Below are 18,832 nucleotides of genomic sequence, written 5' to 3'. Positions count from 1 at the left end.
TTAGACGGCGAGCCTGCGGGCCGTGGTCTGCGTGCCCGGAAGCGAATCGAGGATCGCCTCGTATGGTGCCAGCGTACCCACGGGCCCGACAGCGGTAAGCGTCGGCTTGGTCGAGAACATCCGCGACGACAGGTCGGTAAGGCGCTCGATCGTCAGCGCCGCCAGGCGCTCCATCAGCTCTTCCTTCGCGATCGGCCTGCCGAAAAGGAGTAGTTGCCGCGCGATCTGCGAGGCGCGGCTGGCCGGGCTTTCGGCCGACATGATCAGGCCGGCCCGATATTGGGCGCGCGCACGGTCGAGCTCTTCCTGCAGGATGCTCTCGCCGGCCTTCTGCAACTCGTCGATGATGACAGGCACCAGCTTGGCGATGTCGCTTTGGCCCGTCGCGGCGTGAACGCCGAATATGCCCGTATCGGAAAAGCCCCAGTGGAAGGCGTAGACCGAGTAACAGAGGCCGCGTTTTTCGCGGACCTCCTGGAACAGGCGCGATGACATGCCGCCGCCGAGGATCATCGACAGCACCTGCGAGGCGTAGAAATCCCGCACATGGTAGGCGCGGCCCTCGAAGCCCAGCACGATCTGCGCGTCCATCAGGTCGCGGTCTTCGCGGAAGTCGCCGCCGACATATTGCGCGTATTGCGGGATGGTGCTGTCGGCCTTGCTGCGGAAACCGCCGAGCCGGTTTTCGACCTCGCGCACGAACTTGTCGTGCTTGATGTCGCCTGCGGCCACGATCACCATCCGCTCCGCGCCATACTGGCGTTCTATGAAATCGTGCAACTGCTTGGAGGTGAAGGATTTTACCGTTTCGGGCGTACCCAGGATCGAGCGGCCGATGGTCTGGTGGCGAAAGGCCGTCTCGGTGAAACGGTCGAAGACGATGTCGTCGGGCGTGTCGTGCGCGGCGCCGATCTCCTGCAGGATGACGTGCTGCTCGCGCTCAAGTTCCTGCGGGTCGAATTCGGACTCCTGCAGAATGTCGGACAGGATGTCGACAGCCAGCGGCACATCGTCGGAGAGCACCCTGGCGTAGTAGGACGTGGTCTCGACGCTGGTGGCCGCATTGATCTCGCCGCCGACGTCCTCGATTTCCGAGGCGATCTCGAAGGCGCTTCGCCGCTTCGTCCCCTTGAACGCCATGTGCTCGAGCAGATGGGCCATGCCGTGCTCGTCTTCGCGTTCATTGCGGGCACCCGACTTGACCCAGGCACCCAAGGCAACCGATTCGATACTTGGAAGGGTTTCGGTGGCGACTGTCAGGCCGTTCGACAGACGGCTTACCTCAACACCCATATGGCTCGTACTCCCTAACGCGCCGCCCGCGCGCGGCGACTGACGTAATCTTCCACCATTTTGAGGTCGGATGGAAGTACCGTGTATTTTTCCTCGAATGTCATCAATCCCCCTAGCCATGCGGGCAGGGCGGGCGAGACACCGCTGGCGGCTTCGACGGCGGCCGGGAATTTCGCCGGATGGGCGGTGCCGAGCACCACCATCGGCACGGCGCCCGCAGCCCTGGCCGCCGCCACATGCATGGCTGCCGCCGTATGTGGATCGAGCAGGTAGTTGCTGTTTGCCAGCGTCGAGCGGATGGTGGCGGCAACCTCGTCCATATCTGCGCGGCCGGCGTCGAATTCGGTTCGCATACCGGCGATTTCCGCGGCTTCGATGGTGAAGGCGCCCGATTGTTTGAGGCCGGCCATGTAGCGCCGCACCGTTGCGGCGTCGCGGTTTGACGCCTCGAAAAGCAGGCGTTCGAAGTTCGACGAAACCTGGATATCCATCGACGGCGAGGTGGTCGCAAAGACCCCTTTGGTCCGGTATTCGCCGGTCGCGAAGGTGCGTGCCAATATGTCGTTGTCGTTGGTGGCGATGACCAGCCGGTCGATCGGCAGGCCCATCTTCTTGGCGGCGTAGCCGGCGAAGATATCGCCGAAATTCCCGGTCGGCACGGTGAAGGAGACCGGCCTGTCCGGCGCGCCGAGCGACAATGCCGAGGAGAAATAATAGACGATCTGGGCCATGATGCGTGCCCAGTTGATCGAATTGACCCCCGACAGCGACACCTGGTCGCGGAAGCCGTGATCGTTGAACATGTCCTTCAGCAGGCCCTGACAGTCGTCGAAATTGCCCTCGATCGCCAGCGCATGGACATTTTCAGCCTTCGACGTCGTCATCTGCCGCTGCTGCACCGGCGAGACGCGACCATGCGGAAAAAGGATGAAGATGTCGGTGCGGCTGCGCCCGGCAAAGGCGTCTATGGCCGCGCCACCGGTATCGCCCGACGTGGCGCCGACGATGGTGGCGTGCTGGTCGCGTTCGGCAAGCACATGGTCCATCAGCCGGGCAAGCAACTGCATCGCCACGTCCTTGAACGCCAGTGTCGGCCCATGAAAGAGTTCGAGGACAAAAGTGTTGGCGCCGGTCTGCACCAGCGGGCAGACGGCCTCATGGCGGAAGGTGGCATAGGCTTCGCGGACCAGGCGCTCGAAGACCGGCGCGGCGATCTCGCCGCCCAGGAACGGCATCAGCACGCGTATGGCCAGGTCGGGATAGGCGAGGCCGCGCATGGCTCGGATCTCGGATGGCGAGAAATGCGGCCATTCGCGCGGCACGTAGAGGCCGCCATCGCGCGCCAGGCCCGCCAGGATGGCGTCGGAAAATCCAAGCGCGGGCGCTTCACCGCGGGTGCTCACATAATGCATGTCACAGATCCGTTTGCCGCCTGTTTTTCCGTTCACCACAAGGTGGTTAATTTCTGCACCGGCTCTAGTCGCATTTTTGCCGCGCGGTTGATATACGTCACCAGCTTTGCGAGAGGGAAGTGCAGTTTCATGGCGTTTCGTATATCAAGTGGTCGCTTTTTGGCGGGTCTTGCGCTCACCGGCTTTATGCTTGCCGCCGCGGGCTGCCAATCAGGCGACAATGGCATCCTGAACCTCGGTTTCGGCAAGAAGGATCCGACGGCGCCACCCCCGCCGCAGGACCCCAAGGTGCTGGCCAGCCAGCTGAACGCCTATTGCCCAAGGGTGACGGTGCGCGACGGCACGGCCTTCTTCAATACCTATGTCAACGAGGTGCAGAAGCCCAAGCCGAAGCTCAAAAAGACCGGCGATGCCGCTGCGGATGCCGCGGCCCAGGCCGCCGCTGACGCCGCTGCTGCTACGCCGCCCGACGATTCGGCGAGGATCATTTATCAGGCGTCGATCAGCGACGTGACCCGCGATTGCAGCCGTGCCGACGGACAACTGACGATGAAGATCGCGGTTGCCGGCAAGATCGTGCCAGGGCCGAAATTCACGCCAGGCACCATCACCATGCCGATCCGCACCGCGGTCATGCACGGCACCGACGTGCTTTATTCGCAGATCCACCAGTATCAGGTTCAGGTGACCGATCCCTCGGTCGCCACCCAGTTTGTCTTCACCGATTCCAATGTCGTCGTACCGGCGCCGACGGCGCAGGACTATCAAGCCTATGCCGGTTACGACGAAACCGCGCCGAAGGCGACGACCGACAAGCCGAGGAAGAAGACCCACAGGAAGAAGACGGCCGCGACGAACTAGGCGGCTGTCGGCCTGGCGTGCCTCCAGCCGGACGCACGCATCTCAGGCATCCGCCGACCACTCCGACAGAGCGGCAATGACACTCTTCAGTTCCGCCCAGCGGCGGATCACCGTCTCGGCACCGGCCTCTGTCAAGGCGTCGGCATGGCCGGGATAGCTGTGGCTGGCGCCCGTAAAGCCGATCACGCGCATGCCGGCGGCCTTGGCGCCGGTGACGCCGTGCACGGAATCCTCGATGACGAAGGTGTTCGCCGGGTTGACGCCGAGCTTTTCGGCGGCATGCAGGAACACGTCTGGAGCCGGCTTGGTCTTTCCGGTCGGCGTTTCCATCGCCGAGAAGATGCGCCCGGCGAAGAACGGCAACAGATGCACCTTCTCCAGCATGAACTCGATCCGCTCCGAACGTGAGTTGGAGCAGACGCAGCGTTGCGACGTGACCGAGGCGACCGCTTCGCGCACGCCTTCGATGGCGCGCACGTCGCTGCGCAGTTTGCGGTCGACCAGTTCCTCGGCGCGGTCGATCAGCGACACCTGGAACGGGATTTTGGACTTCTCCTCGATTCGTATCAGTATGTCCTTGAAGGTCAGGCCGGCATAGGTCTCGGCAATCTCCTCCGCCGAGATTTCGTATCCGGCCAGGGTTATCAGTTCAGCTTCGACCCGCGCGGCGATGATTTCGGAATCGACGAGCACGCCGTCGCAATCGAAGATGACAAGGTCTGGCTGGGGCATGGTGATCCGGACGATGGAGGGTGGAGGAATGGCCGCTCAGGGCTCAAGCGGCGCGGCATACACCAATGGACACGGCTTCGCAAACTCCTCCACGGCATCGATAAAGCTTCACCGAATATTTACGCTGATCGGTAACCATAACGGGCAGTAAACAGTAACGCGTGCCTTGGGTGTAAAAATGTCAGCCGTGCGTCTTCTCGACGAGCTCTCCCACGCTCCCCAGCAATCCGAATGGCTGGACACGATCCTGAAAGGCGACTGCGTCGCGGCGCTCGACCGCCTGCCGGAAAAGTCGATCGACGTCATCTTTGCCGATCCGCCCTACAATCTGCAGCTCGACGGCGACCTGCACCGTCCCGACCAGTCCAAGGTCGATGCGGTCGACGACGACTGGGACCAGTTCGAGAGCTTCGAAGCCTATGACGCTTTCACCCGCGCCTGGCTGCTGGCGGCACGCCGCGTGCTGAAGCCCAACGGCACCATCTGGGTCATTGGCTCCTACCACAACATCTTCCGCGTCGGGGCCAAGATGCAGGATCTCGGCTTCTGGATTCTCAACGACGTGGTCTGGCGCAAGACCAATCCGATGCCGAATTTTCGCGGCCGCCGCTTCCAGAACGCGCATGAGACGATGATCTGGGCTTCGCGTGACCAGAAGGGCAAGGGCTATACCTTCAACTACGAAGCGCTGAAGGCGTCGAACGACGATATCCAGATGCGCTCCGACTGGCTGTTCCCGATCTGCACCGGCGGCGAGCGCCTGAAGAATGAGAATGGCGACAAGCTGCATCCGACCCAAAAGCCCGAGGCGCTGCTTGCCCGTATCATGATGGCTTCGACCAAGCCGGGTGACGTCGTGCTCGACCCGTTCTTCGGCTCCGGTACGACAGGCGCGGTTGCCAAGCGCCTCGGCCGTCACTTCGTCGGCATCGAGCGCGAGCAGGCCTATATCGACGCCGCCAATGAGCGCATCGACGCGGTGCGGCCACTCGACGAAGCGGATCTCACCGTGCTCACCGGCAAGCGCGCGGAGCCGCGCGTCGCCTTCGTCAGCCTGATCGACACCGGGCTGATGACGCCCGGCGCCACGCTCTATGACGCCAAGAAGCGCTGGGCCGCCAAGGTTCGCGCCGATGGGACCGTCGCGATCGGCGACAGCGCCGGCTCGATCCACAAGATCGGCGCCGAGGTGCAGGGATTGGACGCCTGCAACGGCTGGACCTTCTGGCATTATGAGCGCAGCGGCGGGCTTACCCCCATCGACGAACTGCGCCGCATCGCCCGGCTTGGCATGGAACGGGCAGGGGGCTGAGCTCTGCCGCCTGCCTCATATTTATTGATTCAAATGCTCAACGGATCGTCGTAAGCGATGGAGATCACGTCCTGATCCCCAATCGCTCAAGGTCTGCTTTAAGCGTGCTGGCATCGGTGAACAGCACCGCTTGCCAGCCGGCGGCCTTGGCGCCGTCGACATTTTTCTGGCTGTCGTCGATGAACAGCGTCGCCGATGGCTCGAGGCCGAACGCGGCCACGTGATGGTCGTAGATGCCACGATCCGGTTTGATCTTGCCGATCTCGCCCGAGATGGTGACGCCGCGCGGACGATCGAGGAAATCGAAGCGTTCGCGCGCTTCGGCCAGCGTGTCGGAAGCAAAGTTGGTCAGCATCGTCACATCGTGGCCGCTGTCGATCAGGCCGAGCATGATGGTGACACTGTCGTCATAGGCATGCGGCACCATCTCGTGCCAGTGGCGACGGAAATTGCGGATGTTTTCGGCGTGCTCGGGGTGCTCCGCGATCAGCAGCGCTTCGGCCTCTTCCCACGTCCGGCCGCGATCCTGCTCTATGTTCCAGTCATGCGTGCAGATATTGTCGAAGAACCACTTTCTCTCTTCGTCGTCGGGAATGAGGCGGCTGAAGGGAATGTTCGGATCGTAATGGATCAGCACCTTGCCGATGTCGAAAACGATGTGGCGGATTTCAGTCATGGGGCCTCTTTGCACTCAATGGCGAGGTTTTTTCGTCGCGCCGGGTATCGCAGCCTCGATTGCCTTTTTCATGACGGTGGGCAGCGCCTCGCCTGAAATCTCATGGGCGGGCGACCAGAAATACCCTGCCAGGGCATCACCTTTGATGTGGGCACGAAAGACTTCGAGCTCGAGCGCGAAATGGGTGAACACATGCGTGATTGTTCCGGCGCGCCGCCAGTCGCCGGCAAAGGGCGCTGCCGCCTCTGTGGTGGCTCCGTCCATCCGCGCCGTCCAGGCGGTGGTCGGCACTTCCGTCATGCCGCCGAGCAGCCCTTTCTCTGGCCGCTTGCGCAAAAGAATGGCACCGTCGTCACGCATGGCAACGAAAGCAGCCCCCCGCCGCAGCGGCTTGTCGGCCTTTGGCAGCCGCACCGGGAAATTTTCGGGATCTCCTGAAACAACGGCGCTGCAGTCCTCGCGCAGCGGGCACAGCATGCAGCGCGGCCGGCGCGGCGTGCATATCGTGGCGCCGAGATCCATCATCGCCTGGGCGAAGTCGCCGGGCCTTGTCGCCGGCACCATGCACTCGACATGGACCCGTATCTCGGCCTTGGCTTCGCTGAGCGGCGTCGTGATCGAAAACAGCCGTGAGATGACGCGTTCGACATTGCCGTCGACGACGGCGGCGTGGCGGTCGAAGGCGATGGCCGTTATTGCCGCCGATGTATAGGCGCCGATCCCCGGCAATTCTCGAAGTCCGATCTCGGTGTCCGGAAACCGCCCGCCGCGTGCCGCCACCAGATCGGCGCAGGCCTTGAGGTTGCGGGCGCGGGAGTAATAACCGAGCCCCGCCCAGGCTTTCATCACATCCTCCGTCGGCGCCGCGGCCAGCGCTTCGACATCGGGCCATTTCTCGACAAAGGCGAGGAAGTACGATTTCACCGCTTCCACGGTGGTCTGCTGCAGCATCACCTCCGACAGCCAGATACGGTAGGGATCGGGCCGCACACCGCGTGCGTGCTCGCGCGGCGTCACGCGCCACGGCAATTCGCGATGATGCGCGTCATACCAGGCGAGCAGGCGCGACGCCGTATCATCCGAGATGACCTTGCTGGTCTGGGCCTTGCGGGTCTGGTCTGCTGGTGCCATTGATCTTGCGTTGGCCTGGCCGATATCTGCTGGGTCGTGGCTGGAGAACGCACATGGCAGGGAAAAGGCGCTTCGGCAATCCCGTTCCGGTGAGCGATCTCGCCACCGACATCCTCGACCCGGTGCTGCGCAAGCGGGCAGGCATCTCGATCGGTCTCGTCCAGTCGTGGGAAGAGATTGCCGGACCGCGCTTGGCCATCCACTCGCGGCCCGAAAAGATCCAGTGGCCGCGCCGCCTGCACGAGGATGATCCGTTCGAGCCGGCCGTACTGGTCATCGCCTGCGAAGGCATGGCCGCGCTTCATCTGCAGCACGAGACCGGCGAGATCATCAACCGGGTGAACGCCTTCCTGGGTTTCAGGGCGATAGGCCGCATCAGGATCGTGCAGAAGCCGATAAGCTCGGGAAGAGCCCGGCCCAAACCCACCCTCAGGGCGTTGAGCGCGGCCGAAAAGGCGAAATTGTCCGATACTGTCGGGCTTATAGAGGATGACGGGCTGCGCGCCTCGCTGGAACGGCTGGGGACGACCATTCTGGGCGCAAGGAAAGCCTAGACGGCTGCAATGACCCCGGGGACTATTCCGAGGCCGTCTGGCCAAGGGCGAAGTGGAACGGTTACAGTTGCCCCGGTCGGCCCAAACGGAGACGATCCCCTTGGTTCTGATTGGAAACGGTCATAGGTTTGTCGTTAATCTCGCGCATTCGTGATCGCCCTTGTCAGGTTTCACGATTGGATTGGGGACAGGGATGCCTTAATTCGCGCCAACTCTCGCCTTTTTGTGCCTTTGCATTGCAAAATCCAACCCTTATCAGGTGATTCGTATGAGCCGTCCCCCGTTTGGCCAAAGCTTCTCTCGCAGAAACGTCCTGACATCGCTGGCCGCCATCCCGGCGGTGGCCCTGCTCGCCGCCTGCAGTGATTCCGGCGAAGAGGCGAAGGCCGCGGATGTCAAACCCGCGAATCCGGCAACGCCCGCAAAGCCGGCCACGCCCGCCGCGGTCCAGGTACCGGAAGCGCAGGGCACCGTCGACATGACCGAACTGATGAAGCCGGGCGCGCTGCCCGACAAGCAGCTCGGCAAGGATGACGCCAAGGTCACCATCGTCGAATACGCCTCGATGACCTGCCCGCACTGCGCGCATTTCGCCGAGACCACCTTTCCGGATTTGAAGACCAAGTACATCGATACCGGCAAGGCGCGCTACATCCTGCGCGAATTCCCATTCGATCCGAGCGCCGAAGCCGGTTTCATGCTGGCGCGTTGCGCCAAGGATAACTATTTCCCGATGGTCGACGTGCTGTTCAGGCAGCAGGCGAACTGGGTCGGCGTGTCGAACACCAAGGAAGCGCTGCTGCAAATTTCCAAGCTTGCCGGTTTTACACAGGAGTCCTTCGAGGCCTGCTTGACGGACCAGAAACTTCTGGACGATGTGAGATCGGTTCAGAAGCGTGGCGCCAATGAATTCAAGGTCGACTCGACGCCGACCTTCTTCATCAACGGTAAGACCTACAAAGGGGCGATGTCGATTGAGGAAATGTCGGCCATCATCGACCCTCTGCTCTGACATCGGCTCAGTGCTGAAGCGGCAGCGCTCCGGCGCTGCTTGCCTCTCTATCCGTTCGCGCGCTCTGCGTCCTATCGCAAAACCTCGGTACACTCTTGCCGAACCGGTGTATGAGGCGCGCGAATGAAGTTTTCGCGCCTCCGCCTTCTTGGTTTCAAGTCCTTCGTCGAACCCGGCGAGTTCGTCATCGAACGCGGCCTGACCGGCATTGTCGGGCCGAACGGCTGCGGCAAGTCGAACCTGGTCGAGGCGCTGCGCTGGGTGATGGGCGAAAGCTCCTACAAGAACATGCGCGCGTCCGGCATGGACGACGTCATCTTTTCCGGCTCGGGAACCCGCCCCGCCCGCAACACCGCCGAAGTCACGCTTTTCCTGGACAACAGCGACCGCTCGGCTCCATCCGCCTTCAACGATGCCGACGAACTACAGGTGTCGCGCCGCATCGAGCGCGAGGCCGGCTCGCTCTACCGCATCAACGGCAAGGAAGCGCGCGCCAAGGACGTGCAGCTTCTGTTCGCCGACCAGTCGACCGGCGCGCGCTCGCCCTCGATGGTCGGGCAAGGCCGTATCGGCGAACTGATCCAGGCCAAGCCGCAGGCCCGTCGCGCCCTGCTCGAAGAAGCGGCCGGCATTTCCGGCCTGCACACCCGTCGCCACGAGGCGGAATTGCGGCTTAAGGCGGCCGAGCAGAACCTCGAACGCCTGGACGATGTCGTGGGCGAACTGGAAAGCCAGATCGAAAGCCTCAAGCGCCAGGCGCGCCAGGCTTCCCGCTTCAAGAACCTGTCGGCCGACATCCGCAAGGCCGAAGCAACGCTCTTGCACCTGCGCTGGACGCTGGCCAAGACACAGGAAGGCGAGGCGCGTTCGGCGCTGGCCACGGCAACGGCGCTCGTCGGCGACCGCGCCGCCACGCAGATGAACGCGGCCAAGGAGCAAGGCATCTCCGCCCATCGCCTGCCTGACCTGCGCGACGCGGAAGCCGCGGCTGCCGCGGCTTTCCAGCGCCTGTCGATCGCCAGGTCGCAGATCGAGGAAGAAGCTGGCCGTATCCGCAACCGGCAGGCCGAACTCGAACGTCGGCTGCAGCAGCTCGACGGCGACATTGCCCGCGAAGAGCGGATGGTGCGCGACAATGCCGACGTTCTCGAGCGCCTGCGTGCGGAAGAGGCCACGCTGAACTCCGAAAACGCCGGTGCCGCCGAGCGCGAGGCCACCACCCGCGCTGTATTCGAACAGGCCGCTTCGACGCTTGCGCAAAGCGAAGCCAAACTTGCCGCGCTGACCGCCGAGCGTGCCGAGGCCGCCGCCTCGCGCCATCAGATCGAACGGACTTTGCGCGAAACCGCGGAGCGTCGCGACCGCTTCGCCCGCCAACTCGCCGACGTCGACCGCGAATTGTCGGACATCCTCTCCAAGGTCGCCGGCTTGCCGGATCCGGCCGAGAAGCAGGTACTGGTCGAGCAGGCGATGGCGTTGCTGGAGGAGTCCGAGGCAGCGGTGGAGCAGGCTGAACAGTCGGTCATCGACGGCCGTGGCGCTGAAAGCGCTGCCCGCCCGCCGCTTCAGGACGCCAAGGCGGAGCTGGCGCGGATCGAGACCGAAGCGCGCACGCTGGCCAAGATCCTGAACGCGGCCAGCGGCGATCTCTTCCCTTCGGTGCTGGAGCAGATCAGCGTCGAGCGCGGCTTCGAGACGGCACTGGGGGCCGCCCTTGGCGAAGACCTCGACGTGCCGCTCGACCGCAGTGCACCGGCGCATTGGGGCGAAAGCGAAATCCAGCCCGGCGATGCCGCGCTTCCGGAAGGGATCAAGAGCCTTGCCAGCGTGGTTCGCGCGCCGGCGCAACTAGCCCGACGTCTTGCGCAGATCGGTATCGTCGAGGCCGCTGACGGCCGCCGGTTGCAGGGGCTTCTGGCTCCAGGCCAGCGCCTGGTCAGCCGCCAGGGTGCGCTGTGGCGCTGGGACGGCCTGACCGCCAGCGCCGATGCGCCGACCGCCGCGGCACAAAGGCTGGCACAGAAGAACCGGCTTGCGGAACTCGATGCCGAAGCGGTGCAGGCCACGCTTGTGCTGCGCCAGGCCGAGGAAGCGCTAGCGCAGGCCGAGCAGGCGCTCCGCCAGGCAAGCGAAGCCGAACGCAACACGCGCCAGGCGGGACGTGAGGCCCAGCACCGGCTGGACGCCGCCCGCAATGCGCTGGCCGAGGCGGAAAAGGCCGGCGGTGAACTATCGAGCCGGCGTGCCGCGCTGGACGAGGCGCGCGCCCGCATCGTCGACAGCCATGAGGAGACGTCAGCGGCTTTCGTCGAGGCCGAGATGCTGCTGCAGGATGCGCCCGACCTCGGCGACCTGCAATTGCAGCTCGAACAGTCCTCGGCCAATGTCTCGCGCGACCGCGCCGCGCTTGCAGACGCGCGCGCCGTCCACGAGGGCTTGCGGCGAGAAGCCGAGGCACGCACACGCCGGCTTGATGCCATCGGTGCCGAACGCAGCAATTGGCTGGTACGCGCCGAAAACGCCTCGACGCAGATCGCGTCGCTTGCCGAACGCAAGGCAGAGGCCGAAGCCGAGCGCGAACGGCTGGCCGATGCGCCCGACGAGATCGACGCCAAGCGGCGTGCGCTGCTGTCGCAGCTCACCGAGGCCGAAACCTTGCGCAAGGCGGCAGCCGACCGGTTGCAGGAGGCGGAGAACAGGCAGGCCGAACTGGACAAGGCGGCCACATCAGCCATCCAGTCGCTGGCCGAAGCGCGCGAAACCCGCGCCCGTGCCGAGGAACGGCTGACGGCGGCCGACGAACGCCGGCTGGAGGTCGAGGCGCGCATCCAGGAAACGTTGAACACGCCGCCGCATCTGGTCATTCGCCACACCGGCCTGGAAGCCGACGACCCGATGCCCGAAATGCCCGAGATCGAACGCCAGTTGGATCGGCTGAAGGTCGAGCGCGAGCGGCTCGGCGCCGTCAATCTGCGCGCCGAGGAAGAGCAGAGGGAGCTTTCCGAGCGCCTGGAGGCGATCGTTTCCGAGCGAGAGGACATTATCGAAGCGATCCGCAAACTCAGGCAAGCGATCCAGAGCCTCAATCGTGAAGGCCGCGAACGGCTGCTGGCCGCCTTCGATGTCGTCAACAGCCACTTTCAGCGACTGTTCTCGCATCTGTTCGGTGGCGGCACGGCGGAATTGCAGCTGATCGAATCCGAGGATCCGCTGGAGGCGGGCCTGGAGATTCTTGCCCGACCGCCCGGCAAGAAGCCGCAGACCATGACGCTGCTGTCGGGCGGCGAGCAGGCGCTGACTGCGATGTCGCTGATCTTCGCTGTCTTCCTGACCAACCCGGCACCGATCTGCGTGCTCGACGAAGTCGATGCGCCGCTCGACGATCACAATGTCGAGCGCTTCTGCAATCTCATGGACGAGATGGCCAAGACCACCGAGACGCGTTTCGTCATCATCACCCACAATCCCATCACCATGGCCCGCATGGACCGGCTGTTCGGCGTGACCATGGCCGAGCAGGGCGTCAGCCAGCTTGTCTCTGTCGATTTGCAGGCGGCAGAGGCGATGCGCGAGGCGAGTTGACGCGTCCGACCGCCATCGCGAGTTGAAGCGTCCGGCAGCCATCGGCGGACCGCTTAGGTTTTCTGATCGTGTCCGTGGGACTGGTGTTTGGCCGAGGCCCAGAGGAAATAGAGCGGGCCCATGTTCAGCACAGGCACACGACGATCCCGCTCGCGATGGCGCAGTTCGCGGTAGACCTTCACCTTCAGCGCCAACTTGCTGATTTGGCTATCTCAATGCACGCGTCGCGAAATCCAGTTCGCGCAGATTGCCGCCAGAAGTCCGCAAGCCATGCCGACGCAATCGGCGATCCAGTCGAACACGTCGAGATCACGCTCTATCAGCGACGTGCCCTGGAGGATTTCGATCGCGGCTCCAACCAGGGCGAGGAAGATGATCAGCCTCGTCTTGCGGCCGGGCCAGCCCAGACTTCCCAGAAACGCTAGGATCGCGAAGGCGCTCGCATGGTTGGCCTTGTCGTAGTGGAAGCCGATATCGATGCCGAATTCGTCGAGGCGAGATATCGGCAGCAACGCGAGCACCAGGACCGCAATGAGCGTGGCGATAAAGGCAATCCGCTCGGCGGCTGAGTAAAATTTCATTCTGTTCCGTCGATACACCAGCCATCGAGGTCGGGTCCGGAGATCTTGGTCAGGTGGCATGCCGGGTGTAAGCGGCAGGCTGGCGTCCATGGCCACGATTGCATAAGCCGGCTTCGAAAAGCAACGAGCCCGTCTCGCGATCACGAGGGGATCCCAAGGCGTGCCCGCCCATTTGCCGGCACGCCTTCCGCCTATTGGCGATAGAATGGTGACGGCTCGTCAGATTGAAGCGCGTTGAATACGCGACAGTCCAAAACCGCTTTTGCCCGACAAGCTCTCTTCGGCAGGCCGGAACATGTCCTCGAAGTCCAGGTCCTGCTCGAAAACCACGCCCCCGACGGACACGGCCAGGATCTCCTCGGCTCCCTGAGGGGCGAAATAGACCTGCGAGACAGTGGCACGGATACGCTCGCCAACCGTCCTGGCTTCGGCCTCGCTCGTTCCGGGAAGGAACACACCGAACATGGAGGCACCTATGCGGCCGACGACGTCTTGCGAGCGCACGCAAGACCGGATGGTTGAAGCGATCAGGCGCAAGGCCTCGTCGCCCCAGTTCAGGCCGAAGCGCAAGTTGATGGCGTTCAGGTGTTCAGGATGAATGACCAGGAACGCGCCCGATCGCTCGCCTTGTGGGGAAGACCTGATCGCCCGTCTCTCGATCAGCGACGTGAAGACCCTCCCGTTCAGGCAACCGGTCAGCGTATCGAAGGTCGCGGCCCGGTTGAGTTCCCGCCGATAGCGACGGATCTCGGCCAGTTTCAGGCCTATGAACACAAACAGCGGCAGGCAGATCACCACAGGCAAAAGTGTTGCCGTGATCATGCCGCGCCCGAAAGGCGTCAGCGCCTCGCTGAACAACAGCAGATAATTCAGGACGAGGGACACGCACAGGCTGCCGACGGTTCCAAGAAATGCCAGCCAGGCAATGGTCTTCCATTCATGATGGACCGGGACATCAGCTGCTGCATTGCTCATCGTCGATCTCCGTTCGATCGCCAAGCATAAGACCGGCAAGTTACGATTTCGGTTTCGAAGAACAATACAATTTGACACGTCGGGTTAGATCGCCAAGCTTCTGAACGGAGGATGCTGCCCTTTGTGGCGAATCCGGTGCTGTCGCCTATGGCGGGCCGAAGATTCCCATCTCCGCCGCCCTGGCTGTTGCTTCGGCCTTGCCATAGATGCCGCTCGGCAAGGCCAGCGCCCAGCCATTCGATACCAGCCAGGCGCCGACATCCTGTTTGCCCAGCCTGCATGTCGCCGCGACAGGGAAGCGGTCGACCACCGGAGGCACGAAGCAGTTCAGCGCTCGCCCGCGCATCCAGTTGTTGAAAGCCGCGTAGGCCCGCTGTCCGCATGGCCACGCGCTCTCGTGAAACAGGCAGACCCTGTCGGTCTGGACGCCCTGGGTTCCACTGATGAACAGTTTCCGCCCCATGGAGCCGAAACCAGCCGACGACGTGGCCACTGGATCGTAAAGCAATGTTTCCCGCCAATCCCTGGGCATCCATGACTTGGGGCGTGATGCGAGGCCGAGGTCGCCAAGCGGCAAACGAGGTTCCACCCGCTCCATCTCCGATCCCTCGATCTGCGGCGGTGCGATGAGATCCTCGGCAATCTTGCGGGCTGAGTTGACGATCGATCGAGCCGGATGTCGCGCGACGTCATCGCCGACGTCAGGTGCTGGGTCGGTGAGGCTTCGTTCGACGGGGAACAGGGTCGCTGCCTTGACCAGCAGCAGGATGCCGATGAGAAGCTCGATGCCTGCGAGCGCGATCATGATGCGAACGCGCCCCCGATCTCCCATCGGGCCGCCCGCGCCCAATTCGCTAGAAGCTGGACGTCGATTTGGCAACCAGTTTGAGCGCACCTTTTTCTATCCGGTAAAACGGCATCGAGCGTTCGCTGGATCCATCCGCGCGGAACCTGAACAAGCCGGTCGATCCGCGAAAGCCATTCGGGTTCTCGAAAACCTGCCTACTGAAACCGTTGGGTCCGGCAGCGCTTGCGATGCCCGCGGTCAGCGCGACCATATCATAGGCATAAGCGACATTGACGTCGGCCTGGTAATTGAAGCTTGCCTTGAAACGATCCGAAATGGGGCCTGTTTCATGTTGGTCGAGCGTGGCGATATAGGCGCCTTCGAAAAGCGGACTGGTCGCGTGCTCCAGCCAGCGGTTCGTGCCAACCACGGAGGTTGATTTTCCAGGGATGCCTTTTGCCTTGAGGGCGATCAGGATTGGCGATGGATTGCTGTCGCCGCTGGCGACGATCACGGCGTCGGGGGCGTCAACCAGCGAGCCCATGTCCGCGACCGCCTTTGCCGCGCTGTCGGCGCTCGTGTAGGGGATGGTGATCGCAAGTGCGGCGCCGTACACGCTGAGGCTGTTGGCGACGTGTTTTTCGGCAATATCGGCACCCGCGCCCGCTGGCACCAGCAGGACGAATTTCTTGCCGCCCTTGGCCGCGATTGCGCCGGCGCCCGCCGCGGCGCTGTCCGCCTCGCCAAGGCATACCGCATAGACGCCCGGGCCGCCGGCAAAATTGTCCGCGAGAGCCAGAACCACCGGCCGGTTCGAGCCCGACAGTTTCGCGACATGCTGCGCCGCCGGCAGTTCGGTCGGACCGATGACCACTTTCGCTCCCGAAGTTATGGCCTTTACCGCCAGTTGCTGGGAGTAAGCCGCGTCTCCCCTTGTGTCCTCGACGGTAAGCGTCAGCAGGGGATTACCGAGGTCCGTCATGGCGAGCTTGGCGGCGTCGAGCATCTTTTTGCCGTTTTCGCCCGCGGATCCGGAAGCGGACAGCGGCAGCAGCATGGCGACTTTCGTGGGTCCCGTGCCGAGGGACTGCGTCGCCTTGCTTGCGTTTGCCACGGCAACAACAGCAGCCGGCTGGTCGGCGACCTGGATGGCAGCGGGGTCGAGCGCGTCCGACACCGAGCCTTTGGATTGGCAGCCGAGCAGCGATAGCGCCAGCGCGCAAGCGACCGCCCATGTCCGCGGGCCGTGGACCGGCCGGTCAGATTCCATGTTCTGCCTGCGCGCTTTCGCTCTTGCGGTCAGTTCATGTACTCGACCATGCGGTCGTGAAAACACTCGCATTTATTGAGCGTGTCTTCGTCCTTGTAATTCGTCTTCAGGTAGCCGTAAGCCATGCCGCAGGCGACCTTGGCTTCCGATGCCCAGACGAAGACCGGCCGGGATGAATGGATCCATTCCGGGCTGTTGGCGACGGCGACCGACTCGTCCATCAGCTTGACGACCTGTTTCGTGAGGTCGACCGTGTTGTCGGTCAGCACGAGGTTGGAGGTTCCAACGGTGCGGCAATAGTCGGCCACAGGTCCCTCGATGATGTCGGCGGCAAAGCCGGTCGATCCCGCCAACAGCAGCGCCGTGGCCGAAATCAGCAACCTTGAACGAATTCTCATGTAAGCCCCTCTCCAAATTGCCATTTCATGTCCCGCTAATGCATAGCATGGGAGCACGAGCGCGCAGAAGCGTTAAATCGTGACATTGTGCTGCGTGTGTGTCGTGTCGTCGTAAAGGATGTTGATCGTGCCTGCGGCAGGTGCGTTCTGTAGCACGGCAACGTCGACGAAGTTGTTGCCCGAGCCACTGGTGTTGACGCTCAGTGTACTCGTCGCGCTATCATAACGCACGTAGTTACTGATATCGCCGTTCACAGGCGTGTCGAACAGCGCGGTGAGATCGATCTTGTCGCCCTCGCCACCAGAACCGGCACCGTGGTAGTCGGTGATCAGATCCTTGATGTCCAGGCTGTCGAGTTTGAACGTGTCGGCTCCTGTGCCGCCGGTCATCGTGTCCAGGCCCGTTCCGCCGATGAGGATGTCATTGCCTGCGCCGCCGACAAGCGTGTCATCGCCACCGCCACCATTGAGGGTGTCGTTGCCCGCCCCGCCAGCGAGATAATTGTTTCCGGAGTTGCCGAACAGATGGTCGTCGCCACTGCCCCCGATCAACCCTTGGATGTTGGTAAGGGTGTCTCCAATCGCGTCGCCGCCGCCGATATTGCCTGCGAGCGGGTTGCTTAGGTCTACCGGTGCACCCGATGCAGACCCGTTGTCAGTGAGATGGATCGAGACTGCTCCGACGCTGCCGGTGTAGTCTACGATGTTCAGTATCCCGCCAGCACCATCAAATTGGTCGGTACCGCTCCCACCGTGGAAAACATCGTTCGCTGCTGTGCCAACGAAGTGATCGGTGGATGTAGCTCCGCCAACCGAGTTGACGTCAAAGCTAGTAGTGACGGAATCATTGTCGCCATCTTTGCCGCTAACGTTGACTGTGAAATGCATGTCGCCAGCGGGGTGGGATTCCGAGTAGGAAAACGTCGAGAACGACACTTTGATATCGTTGGCATTAGTCGGCTGATCAACTCCCGTCAGTATCGCAGATGTAATACCTGTCAAACCGTTGGCCGTCAGGTCGCTTTGCGTGATAGTAAGATAAGTTGTCGTTGAATCGATAGTCTTCGGTATCGTAACGGTTGTTATGCCATCCGATAGTGTGACGTTTATAATGCCTTTATTGTCCACGTCGGCAATCTTCAGGCTGAAATTGGACAGAGGACTGAGAAACTCCAACTTGAAACTGTCGTTAATGCCGAAGGTGGGATTTCCAAGTCCGAACGCGTGGCCACCGGGCTCCGAACTATCCGTATATGCATTGAAGTTGGCCGTAGCCGATGATCCTGTATCGTCCGCCAAGGCAGTCAGCTTCACGGCACCGAAGTCATAGTTTCCGATCGGCGAGTTTGCGATGCTAGAAGCCAGGTCGATCGTCGACGTTGTTCCAGGTCGTACAGCCGATTGGATAATATCGTAGGTGCCATCGAGATGGAGTTGAACGGTAAAGATCTGCGTTCCGTCCGGCGCGAGGATGTTGACCGAGGAGCCCCCAGCAGCACTAGTTGTCCAGCCTGTCGGCAAGCCCGCGATGCTCGAAATCGTCAGCGATCCGAGGCCATCTGCTCCCGTAGCGTACTGCAAAACTCCCTGCAAATGCCCGACTTCGTTTGACATGTGGGCGTTGGTCACAATTCCAAACTGGGGCCCGTCGTCGTAGAAGTTCAAGGTCAGACCGCTCGCCGACGTCGCCGAGGCCTTGTCCAGGTCGCCATCCGTCGCCGTCGCCGTCACATACACCTTGTCCGACAGCGCCAGCAGGTCGTTCGGGTTCGCCGCGTTCGGATGATCCAGCGCCAGCACCTGCGTCAGCGTCGCGTTCGTGCCGCTGAGCGCCACCGTGAACGCCAGCGCTCCCGCCGGGTCGTTGCCGACATGGCCCTCGATCGTCGTCCCGTTCAGGAACAGATAAATCTCCGTCCCCGGCGCCGACGTCGCATGAAGCCCCGTTGCTGTTCCCGTTCCCGCGGTCGTTCCGAACGCCGTCCCGTCCGCATGCGTCAGCGCATACGTCGTCCCGCCGTTCCCGTCCGCGCCATACACCGCCGGGTTGAACAGACCCGCGATGCTCACCGAACCGCTCTGCGACACAGCACCGGCAAAGTCGTGGTCGCCCACCTGCGAGCCTGCCGTCTCGTCGACGGAAAGGATCGCAGTCGCGTTCGCAACCGCCGTCACCGACGGCCCGTCGTCGTAGAAGTTCAAGGTCAGACCGCTCGCCGACGTCGCCGAGGCCTTGTCCAGGTCGCCATCCGTCGC

General features: G+C 62.7%; 16 protein-coding genes. 5 read left to right on the top strand and 11 right to left on the bottom strand.

Translation table 11 applies throughout. The features are described from left to right. Both FJ527_RS13370 and thrC read right to left on the bottom strand, forming a co-directional pair. Positions 1-1,293 carry a pitrilysin family protein gene (locus FJ527_RS13370; RefSeq protein WP_140617280.1) on the bottom strand — a complete coding sequence of 431 codons (1,293 nt, stop codon included), beginning with the start codon at positions 1,291-1,293 and terminating at the stop codon, positions 1-3. Positions 1,294-1,307: 14 nt separating this feature from the next. Continuing rightward, a complete protein-coding gene (gene thrC / locus FJ527_RS13365) occupies positions 1,308-2,705 on the bottom strand; it encodes a threonine synthase (protein WP_140823317.1) in 1,398 nt (465 codons plus the stop codon). A 129-nt stretch (positions 2,706-2,834) separates the two neighbouring features. On the opposite strand from thrC, the gene FJ527_RS13360 reads away from it, so the two are divergent. Continuing rightward, a complete protein-coding gene (locus FJ527_RS13360) occupies positions 2,835-3,566 on the top strand; it encodes a hypothetical protein (protein WP_140661407.1) in 732 nt (243 codons plus the stop codon). A 42-nt stretch (positions 3,567-3,608) separates the two neighbouring features. On the opposite strand, the gene FJ527_RS13355 is transcribed toward FJ527_RS13360, so the two are convergent. Then, complete coding sequence (locus FJ527_RS13355) at positions 3,609-4,298, bottom strand: HAD family phosphatase (protein WP_140617277.1); 690 nt, start codon at positions 4,296-4,298, stop codon at positions 3,609-3,611. Between the two features lie 178 nt (positions 4,299-4,476). Here FJ527_RS13355 and FJ527_RS13350 point away from each other — a divergent pair, with 178 nt between their 5' ends. Then, positions 4,477-5,610, top strand: a complete 1,134-nt coding sequence (locus FJ527_RS13350; protein WP_140617276.1) for a site-specific DNA-methyltransferase — start codon at positions 4,477-4,479, stop codon at positions 5,608-5,610. A gap of 64 nt (positions 5,611-5,674) precedes the next feature. On the opposite strand, the gene FJ527_RS13345 is transcribed toward FJ527_RS13350, so the two are convergent. After that, positions 5,675-6,286, bottom strand: a complete 612-nt coding sequence (locus tag FJ527_RS13345; protein WP_140617275.1) for an HAD family phosphatase — start codon at positions 6,284-6,286, stop codon at positions 5,675-5,677. A gap of 15 nt (positions 6,287-6,301) precedes the next feature. Next, entirely contained in the window at positions 6,302-7,417 is a 1,116-nt protein-coding gene (gene mutY, locus FJ527_RS13340; protein ID WP_140823316.1) for an A/G-specific adenine glycosylase, read from the bottom strand. Positions 7,418-7,470: 53 nt separating this feature from the next. Between mutY and FJ527_RS13335 the strand changes: the two genes are divergently transcribed. The 3 genes from FJ527_RS13335 (at position 7,471) to smc (ending at position 12,565) form a co-directional block, all read left to right on the top strand. Beyond that, on the top strand, positions 7,471-7,971 hold the full coding sequence (locus FJ527_RS13335) for a DUF721 domain-containing protein (RefSeq protein WP_140714975.1): 501 nt from the start codon (positions 7,471-7,473) through the stop codon (positions 7,969-7,971). 268 nt (positions 7,972-8,239) lie between these two features. After that, positions 8,240-8,983, top strand: coding sequence for a DsbA family protein (locus tag FJ527_RS13330; RefSeq protein ID WP_140617272.1), 744 nt, complete (start codon positions 8,240-8,242; stop codon positions 8,981-8,983). Between the two features lie 123 nt (positions 8,984-9,106). Beyond that, entirely contained in the window at positions 9,107-12,565 is a 3,459-nt protein-coding gene (smc, locus tag FJ527_RS13325; RefSeq protein WP_140823315.1) for a chromosome segregation protein SMC, read from the top strand. Positions 12,566-12,777: 212 nt separating this feature from the next. On the opposite strand, the gene FJ527_RS13320 is transcribed toward smc, so the two are convergent. The 6 genes from FJ527_RS13320 to FJ527_RS13295 all read right to left on the bottom strand — a co-directional run. Next, entirely contained in the window at positions 12,778-13,146 is a 369-nt protein-coding gene (locus FJ527_RS13320; RefSeq protein ID WP_140617270.1) for a VanZ family protein, read from the bottom strand. Between the two features lie 219 nt (positions 13,147-13,365). Continuing rightward, positions 13,366-14,121, bottom strand: coding sequence for a GGDEF domain-containing protein (locus FJ527_RS13315; protein WP_140724913.1), 756 nt, complete (start codon positions 14,119-14,121; stop codon positions 13,366-13,368). 145 nt (positions 14,122-14,266) lie between these two features. After that, on the bottom strand, positions 14,267-14,926 hold the full coding sequence (locus tag FJ527_RS13310; protein WP_246677715.1) for a thermonuclease family protein: 660 nt from the start codon (positions 14,924-14,926) through the stop codon (positions 14,267-14,269). A gap of 49 nt (positions 14,927-14,975) precedes the next feature. Beyond that, positions 14,976-16,178: an ABC transporter substrate-binding protein gene (locus FJ527_RS13305; RefSeq protein ID WP_140823314.1), complete on the bottom strand. Its 1,203-nt coding sequence runs from the start codon at positions 16,176-16,178 to the stop codon at positions 14,976-14,978. Between the two features lie 29 nt (positions 16,179-16,207). Next, positions 16,208-16,576 carry a hypothetical protein gene (locus tag FJ527_RS13300; RefSeq protein ID WP_140714969.1) on the bottom strand — a complete coding sequence of 123 codons (369 nt, stop codon included), beginning with the start codon at positions 16,574-16,576 and terminating at the stop codon, positions 16,208-16,210. A 72-nt stretch (positions 16,577-16,648) separates the two neighbouring features. Further along, positions 16,649-18,832, bottom strand: a 2,184-nt coding sequence (locus FJ527_RS13295) for a DUF5801 repeats-in-toxin domain-containing protein (protein ID WP_140823313.1), incomplete at its 5' end; no start/stop codon positions are given.

Origin of the sequence: Mesorhizobium sp. B2-4-18 (genome assembly GCF_006441385.1) — a bacterium.
Lineage (GTDB): Bacteria > Pseudomonadota > Alphaproteobacteria > Rhizobiales > Rhizobiaceae > Mesorhizobium > Mesorhizobium australicum.
This window is presented reverse-complemented; position numbering and strand designations above follow the sequence as displayed.

What these genes read in the sequence shown, in the direction of transcription:
- FJ527_RS13345 (WP_140617275.1), bottom strand. Translation starts at nt 6,286, where the DNA reads ATGACTGAAATCCGCCACATCGTTTTCGACATCGGCAAGGTGCTGATC.
- FJ527_RS13330 (WP_140617272.1), top strand. Translation starts at nt 8,240, where the DNA reads ATGAGCCGTCCCCCGTTTGGCCAAAGCTTCTCTCGCAGAAACGTCCTG.
- FJ527_RS13305 (WP_140823314.1), bottom strand. Translation starts at nt 16,178, where the DNA reads ATGGAATCTGACCGGCCGGTCCACGGCCCGCGGACATGGGCGGTCGCT.
- FJ527_RS13310 (WP_246677715.1), bottom strand. Translation starts at nt 14,926, where the DNA reads ATGATCGCGCTCGCAGGCATCGAGCTTCTCATCGGCATCCTGCTGCTG.
- FJ527_RS13360 (WP_140661407.1), top strand. Translation starts at nt 2,835, where the DNA reads ATGGCGTTTCGTATATCAAGTGGTCGCTTTTTGGCGGGTCTTGCGCTC.
- FJ527_RS13320 (WP_140617270.1), bottom strand. Translation starts at nt 13,146, where the DNA reads ATGAAATTTTACTCAGCCGCCGAGCGGATTGCCTTTATCGCCACGCTC.
- thrC (WP_140823317.1), bottom strand. Translation starts at nt 2,705, where the DNA reads ATGCATTATGTGAGCACCCGCGGTGAAGCGCCCGCGCTTGGATTTTCC.
- FJ527_RS13315 (WP_140724913.1), bottom strand. Translation starts at nt 14,121, where the DNA reads ATGAGCAATGCAGCAGCTGATGTCCCGGTCCATCATGAATGGAAGACC.
- smc (WP_140823315.1), top strand. Translation starts at nt 9,107, where the DNA reads ATGAAGTTTTCGCGCCTCCGCCTTCTTGGTTTCAAGTCCTTCGTCGAA.
- FJ527_RS13300 (WP_140714969.1), bottom strand. Translation starts at nt 16,576, where the DNA reads ATGAGAATTCGTTCAAGGTTGCTGATTTCGGCCACGGCGCTGCTGTTG.
- mutY (WP_140823316.1), bottom strand. Translation starts at nt 7,417, where the DNA reads ATGGCACCAGCAGACCAGACCCGCAAGGCCCAGACCAGCAAGGTCATC.
- FJ527_RS13355 (WP_140617277.1), bottom strand. Translation starts at nt 4,298, where the DNA reads ATGCCCCAGCCAGACCTTGTCATCTTCGATTGCGACGGCGTGCTCGTC.
- FJ527_RS13350 (WP_140617276.1), top strand. Translation starts at nt 4,477, where the DNA reads ATGTCAGCCGTGCGTCTTCTCGACGAGCTCTCCCACGCTCCCCAGCAA.
- FJ527_RS13335 (WP_140714975.1), top strand. Translation starts at nt 7,471, where the DNA reads ATGGCAGGGAAAAGGCGCTTCGGCAATCCCGTTCCGGTGAGCGATCTC.
- FJ527_RS13370 (WP_140617280.1), bottom strand. Translation starts at nt 1,293, where the DNA reads ATGGGTGTTGAGGTAAGCCGTCTGTCGAACGGCCTGACAGTCGCCACC.